We start from the raw sequence: 5,648 nt of genomic DNA, 5'->3' as shown, positions 1-5,648 counted from the left end.
TTTCTAGGATACGATAGAAAAAGTATCTTGTTAAGAGATAGCGAGTTTTGGTCACTCTTGATATTTGTTGGCATTGCACTTTCCATATTTTTCGACAAAAGTAATTATTTGTTGTATATTCTTGTTTTATTAGGTATTTTGATGAATGTTTTTAATTATATTAGTTATAGATTAACATTTGCTTCGATGCTTTCTAGAATATTTATATTTCTAATTTTGTTGTTTCCTAAATATATTTGGATAGTATCAATTTTTGCAATATTTAGTATTTACAGAATGAAGAGGACACCTATATATAATTGGATTTATAATTCTAAAGTAGCAGAGCAAATTGCAAAAACTTGTGAAAAAGGAGAATATACAAGAAAGCCAATTATTGTATTTGCCCCTTTTAATAGATCTGCTATTTTCTATGGAAAAGGATTTACAGTAAATGTAAAGGAAGATAAGGCTATTTTTAGAATTTCACGTAAAACACATAGATTATTGGGTTTTCCAAAATTGAGTGAGTTTTGTGAAAAATTTTCTGAATACATCAGGGGGTGGTTAAATGATAAAGGCAAGGAATTTAACTAAGAAATTTGGAAATTTTGTAGCAGTGGATAATATTAATTTAACAGTTGAAAAGGGAAAAATTTTTGGATTTCTCGGACCAAACGGTGCGGGTAAAACAACAACTATTAGGATGTTAACTGGTTCTTTAAGACCAACAAGTGGAGAGATAGAAATTCTTGGACTTAATATGAAAACACATGAGCTAGAAATAAAGAGAAGAATAGGTGTAGTTCCTGATGAGCCTAGAATTTATGATCATTTAAAAGGATATGAATATTTAGAATTTGTGATGGATATTTATAGAGTCAATGGAAAAGAGGTAAAAGATAGGATACAAGAATTATCCGAAGCATTTGGAGTTGATTATCTGTTTAAACAAGTCTCTGGTATGTCGCATGGCATGAAGCAAAAGTTAATGCTCATTAGTGTTTTGATGAGAAAACCGGAAGTAATATTTTTAGATGAACCTACGGTAGGTCTTGATGCAAAAAGCGCAAAGATTTTAAAAGAGCTTTTGAAAAAATATGCTTCTCAAGGTACTACGATATTTTTGACCACACACATTTTAGAGATTGCCGAAAAAATGTGTGATGAAATAGCAATAATTGATAAAGGAAAGATAATCGCTCAGGGAACCATGGAAACTTTGAGAAATGGTGAGAATAAGTCTTTAGAAGATCTATTCTTAGAACTCACAGCCCAAGAAGAAGATATAAAAAATATTGTTGAAATGCTATAAGGGGTGAAATAATGAGAGATTTTATAATTTTATTAAAGTATCTTTCCAATCCTTATATGAATACTTCAAAGAGTAAAAAGTCTTCTGTTAGTAAAAATTTTTCAAAGCAACTTCTAGGTTATGCAATTGGCTCTATCCCACTTGGAATATTTATGTTTGTTTTCTCAAAACAGATCTTTGAAAAACTTTATATGGTAGATCCTGCGGCTTCAAGGCTTATGTTTCTTTTTTGGGTTTCGATTTTGTCGCTATTTTTCATTGTAGGATTTATAGGCCTTGCGATGTATTCTCTTTCTCGAAACGATGAGTTAGAGATTTTGTTGACAATGCCGATTTCAAGAACTACCTTAACGGTATTTCAGATATTTACAGCTACAATATCTCAAATTTATGTTCTTGTCTTTTTTGTATTTGTGACATTAGCTTATTTAATTGCAGCAAAAGGAAATATTCTTATAGGTATTGTACAATTAATTGTTCACCTAGCATTTTTACTTTTATTATCATCTACAATAGCAATATTGATTGGGGGAAAAACTTCTAAATCATTTACAAGAAGGTTTTATATGATAATTGTTCTTTTATCAATATTCTTTTATTTCTTTATAATTGCACTAGTCGATGTTGATGTTGCAGAATTACAGAATTTGGTGAAAATGTTTTTATTTTCTACAAAAGAATATAATATTTTGGCATGGAGTTTTATTTCAACAAAAACGTTGATTTTTTCAATTATATCTGCTGCAATATTATTTATATTATTTAGAATAATATCCAGCAAAATTGGTTTTGAACCTATTCAAAGAAATTCTAAAAAAAGATATGATATAAAAGGCTCGGGTTCAGTTTTGAATGCCATAATAAAAAAAGATTTAAAAGCCACAATAAGGTATGAGCAATTTTTATACTTTGTCTTGTATCCAATAGGTTTTGGCATTTTCATGATGTTTCTTAATAAAGATATTTTAAGCCCACTGATGTTTACAATCCCTATTTTCACCTTTTATATAGCACTTGAAACAGGAATATTAATGATATCTGAGATTTCAAAAATAGAGTATGTATCGGTATTCCCAGTTAAGTTTTCAACTCTTGTATTTTCAAAAATAGCTATACCGGTTTTGATTAATATTATACTGCTCCTAATTATTTTTATTGTATCAAGCATTTTCTACTCATTAAATTTGTTAGTTCTGTTAGGTTTGCTTTTTGCACTTTTGCTATTTACAATGAGTTCTATATTAGGGGCATATTTTGCAATTTCATCTTCTAATTTGAAAATTGTTAATATGAATAGGATTTTTTCTATCTCCCAAACTCTTATACTTGAAGCAGTTACCATGGGACTTGCATTTGGTTCAATAATTCCGCTTGGTATTTTAATTCAACAGCAAAGCTTAAAATGGTGGGGTTGGTTAATAATGATTTCTTCACTAGCAACAATAGTTTTGATTTCTATCTTGTTTTTTGGAAAATTAAAAAAGAAAATGGAAGTTAGATTATCATAATTAAGAACTCCCCTTAGAAAAGGGGAGTTCTTTAAAGTATATTAATCATTGCCTTTTTTTCCATTAATAAATCTTACTTCACCTTCACTCTTTAGTGGTATGGTTTTATATTTTAGATTATGATGTGATATTATCTTTCTTAAGGTTTTTGTTTTTGATCTCATGACAAGAGATTCGGTTATAGCAATGTTTTTTGAATACTTTACTCCTCTTAATAAATCCCCATCTGTGACACCGGTAGCTGCAAATATTACGTTGTCACTTTTTATTAAATCATCTGTTTTGTATACTTTTTCAAGATCATAACCTTTTTCGATTAAATCATTTCGTTCTTTTTCATCTATTGGCCAGAGTTTTATTTGTATTTCCCCACCCAAGGATTTTAATGCAGCAGCAGCTAAGGTAGCTTCTGGAGATCCACCGATTCCTATGTAAATATCAACGTAGCTTTCAGGTAAAGCAGTTGCTATTGCAGCAGCTATATCTCCATCGCTAATAAGTTTTATTCTAGCACCAACTTTTCTAACTTCTTCAATTATTTCTCTGTGCCTGTCACGATTCAATATAACAACTGTAAGCTCTGAAATATCTATATTTAATATTGCAGCAGCAACTCTCAAGTTTTCTCTTATCGATGCATTGATATCCAATTTTCCTGCAAGTTCTGGTCCTACTGCAAGTTTGTAAGAATAAAAGGTTGGTAAATATTCTATAGCCCCCCTATCTGTAGCAGCAATGACACTGATAGCATTTGGAAGACCGTATGCGACAAGTCTTGTACCGTCTATTGGATCTACTGCGATATCTAATTCAGGAGTGTTTGGTTCCCAGTTTCCAACTTGTTCTCCGATATATAGCATTGGCGCTTTGTCTTTTTCGCCTTCACCGATTATAACAACACCCTGCATATCTATATAGTCCAGCATTCCACGCATTGCATCACTTGCCAATTTATCAACCATTTCTTTGTCGCCTCTACCTAAATATTTACTAGCCATAAGCGCGGCTGCTTCAGTTACTCTTACAAGTTCTAACGTAATTTCTTTAGATAGTTGACTCATTGTTACACCTCCCCACAATTTACGGAGAAATTATAACATTATGTAACTAAAAAGTAAAACTTTTTTGATGTGTGTTTTTTGAAAAAATTTACATTTTATCAAAGATAATTATGATTCAAGAGCCTTTTTCGCTGTATTATAATCTATTTCTTTCCATTCCCCCAAATTTAGGTTAAAGTCATTTAAATTGAGTTTTCCTATCCTAACTCTTTTAATCTTTTTATATTTAAGACCTAAGAAACCAACAATTAACTTTACTTCATGAAATTTTCCTTCTGTAATAACTAGTGAAATGGTTTCATCGTCAATTTTTGTAATCTTTGCCGGTTTAAATTTGATGCCATTATTGAGTGTTATACCATTACTTGCAATTTCAATCATTTCTTTGGTTAGTATTCCTTCTATTTTTACAATATATTCTTTTTCTATATTTGATTTTGGTGATATTACTTTGTGGGTAAAGTTCCCATCGTTAGTTATTAAAATCAGCCCTTCTACGTCTTTGTCAAGTCTACCGACTATATGTAATTCGTCAAGGTAAGGATGATCTATAAATTCAAAAATGTTTCTTTCATATTCAGATTTGCTCGATGTAAATCCTGAAGGTTTGTTAAAGACAATATAAACATTATGATGAGGTATTATCTCAATGTCATCCACAAATACCTCATCATTTTCATCTACATTAAACTCAGGTTTTGTTACAATGCTTCCATTTACTTTTACTCTTTTTTCCTTTATTAGTTTTTTTACTTGTTTTCTTGAACCAACTTTTGCATTAGACAAAAATTTATCCAACCGCATTTTTAATCGCCTCAATTACTTTTACCACTCTATAATTTTCTTTTACGTCATGAACTCTTATTATATCTACATCTTTCATAACTGAATATGCTGTTATGGCTAAAGTTCCTTCGAGCCTTTCTTCAACTGGAAGGTCCAAGATCATTCCTATCATAGATTTTCTACTTGCACCAACTAGAACAGGATATCCAAGTTTTTTGAATTCATCAATATGTTTGAGGATTAAAAGGTTATCTATTAATCTTTTGCCAAAACCAATTCCTGGATCGATTATTATTTTTTCTACTCCGTGTTTTTTTGAAAATTCAATTCTTTCTTTTAAAAATGTAATTATTTCACCTATTGTGTCTTCGTAGAAAGGATTTTGTTGCATATTCCTTGGTGTTCCTTTCATGTGCATTAGTATTACGGGACAATCATACTTTTTTGCTATATTTACCATGTTTTCATCGAATCTAAACGCACTTATATCATTTATTATATCAGCACCTAATTTAAGACTTTCCTCTGCAACCTTTGATTTATAGGTATCAACTGACACGATTATATCAAAGTTATTTTTAATGATCTCTATTGCAGGAACAACTCTGTTTAATTCTTCTTCTAAAGATACTTCTTGTGCACCAGGTCTTGTGCTTTCACCACCAACATCTATTATTTCTGCTCCATGCTTAATCATTTGTGAGACGGTATCAATTAGCCTATCACGATCAATTCTACTTCCTGGGTAAAAAGAGTCTGGGGTTACATTAATTATTCCCATTATATAAGTGTGATCAAAATTAATTTCTTTTCCATTTTCTAGTGAGTATTTCATACTCTCCCTCCTCTCTAATTATATTTTACCTTTTATATTGAATTTGTACAAATTAATAAAAAGTTATATACTGCTCCCCTGAAGGATTGGACAGTTAGAAAGTAGAGAGTATAATCATATACGAAGGGGAGTGAAAGATATGAGAAAGAAGTTTTCTGCTGAAG

6 protein-coding genes are annotated in these 5,648 nt (G+C 30.6%); 3 read left to right on the top strand and 3 right to left on the bottom strand.

Annotated elements, in window-relative coordinates; all coding sequences use genetic code 11:
* The 3 genes from JG780_RS10465 to JG780_RS10455 form a co-directional block, all read left to right on the top strand.
* Window positions 1-576 (top strand): hypothetical protein (locus JG780_RS10465; protein WP_287570587.1); only part of this gene is annotated, 576 nt, incomplete at its 5' end.
* Complete coding sequence (locus JG780_RS10460) at window positions 551-1,294, top strand: ABC transporter ATP-binding protein (protein ID WP_287570586.1); 744 nt, start codon at window positions 551-553, stop codon at window positions 1,292-1,294. The genes JG780_RS10465 and JG780_RS10460, both read left to right, overlap by 26 nt.
* A gap of 11 nt (window positions 1,295-1,305) precedes the next feature.
* The gene (locus JG780_RS10455) at window positions 1,306-2,802 is read left to right on the top strand and encodes a permease-like membrane multi-spanning protein (protein ID WP_287570585.1); all 1,497 of its coding nucleotides are present in this window, start codon (window positions 1,306-1,308) and stop codon (window positions 2,800-2,802) included.
* Window positions 2,803-2,843: 41 nt separating this feature from the next.
* Here JG780_RS10455 and glpX read toward each other — a convergent pair whose 3' ends face one another.
* From glpX to folP, 3 genes are all read right to left on the bottom strand, one after another.
* Window positions 2,844-3,863 carry a class II fructose-bisphosphatase gene (gene glpX, locus JG780_RS10450; RefSeq protein ID WP_004101226.1) on the bottom strand — a complete coding sequence of 340 codons (1,020 nt, stop codon included), beginning with the start codon at window positions 3,861-3,863 and terminating at the stop codon, window positions 2,844-2,846.
* Window positions 3,864-3,971: 108 nt separating this feature from the next.
* Window positions 3,972-4,667, bottom strand: coding sequence for a pseudouridine synthase (locus JG780_RS10445; protein ID WP_041427204.1), 696 nt, complete (start codon window positions 4,665-4,667; stop codon window positions 3,972-3,974).
* The gene (gene folP, locus JG780_RS10440) at window positions 4,654-5,484 is read right to left on the bottom strand and encodes a dihydropteroate synthase (protein ID WP_287570579.1); all 831 of its coding nucleotides are present in this window, start codon (window positions 5,482-5,484) and stop codon (window positions 4,654-4,656) included. The genes JG780_RS10445 and folP overlap by 14 nt, the downstream gene beginning before the upstream one ends.
* Window positions 5,485-5,648 lie beyond the last annotated feature (164 nt).

The organism is Thermosipho sp. (in: thermotogales), assembly GCF_020054775.1.
Classification (GTDB): domain Bacteria; phylum Thermotogota; class Thermotogae; order Thermotogales; family Fervidobacteriaceae; genus Thermosipho; species Thermosipho africanus.
This window is presented reverse-complemented; position numbering and strand designations above follow the sequence as displayed.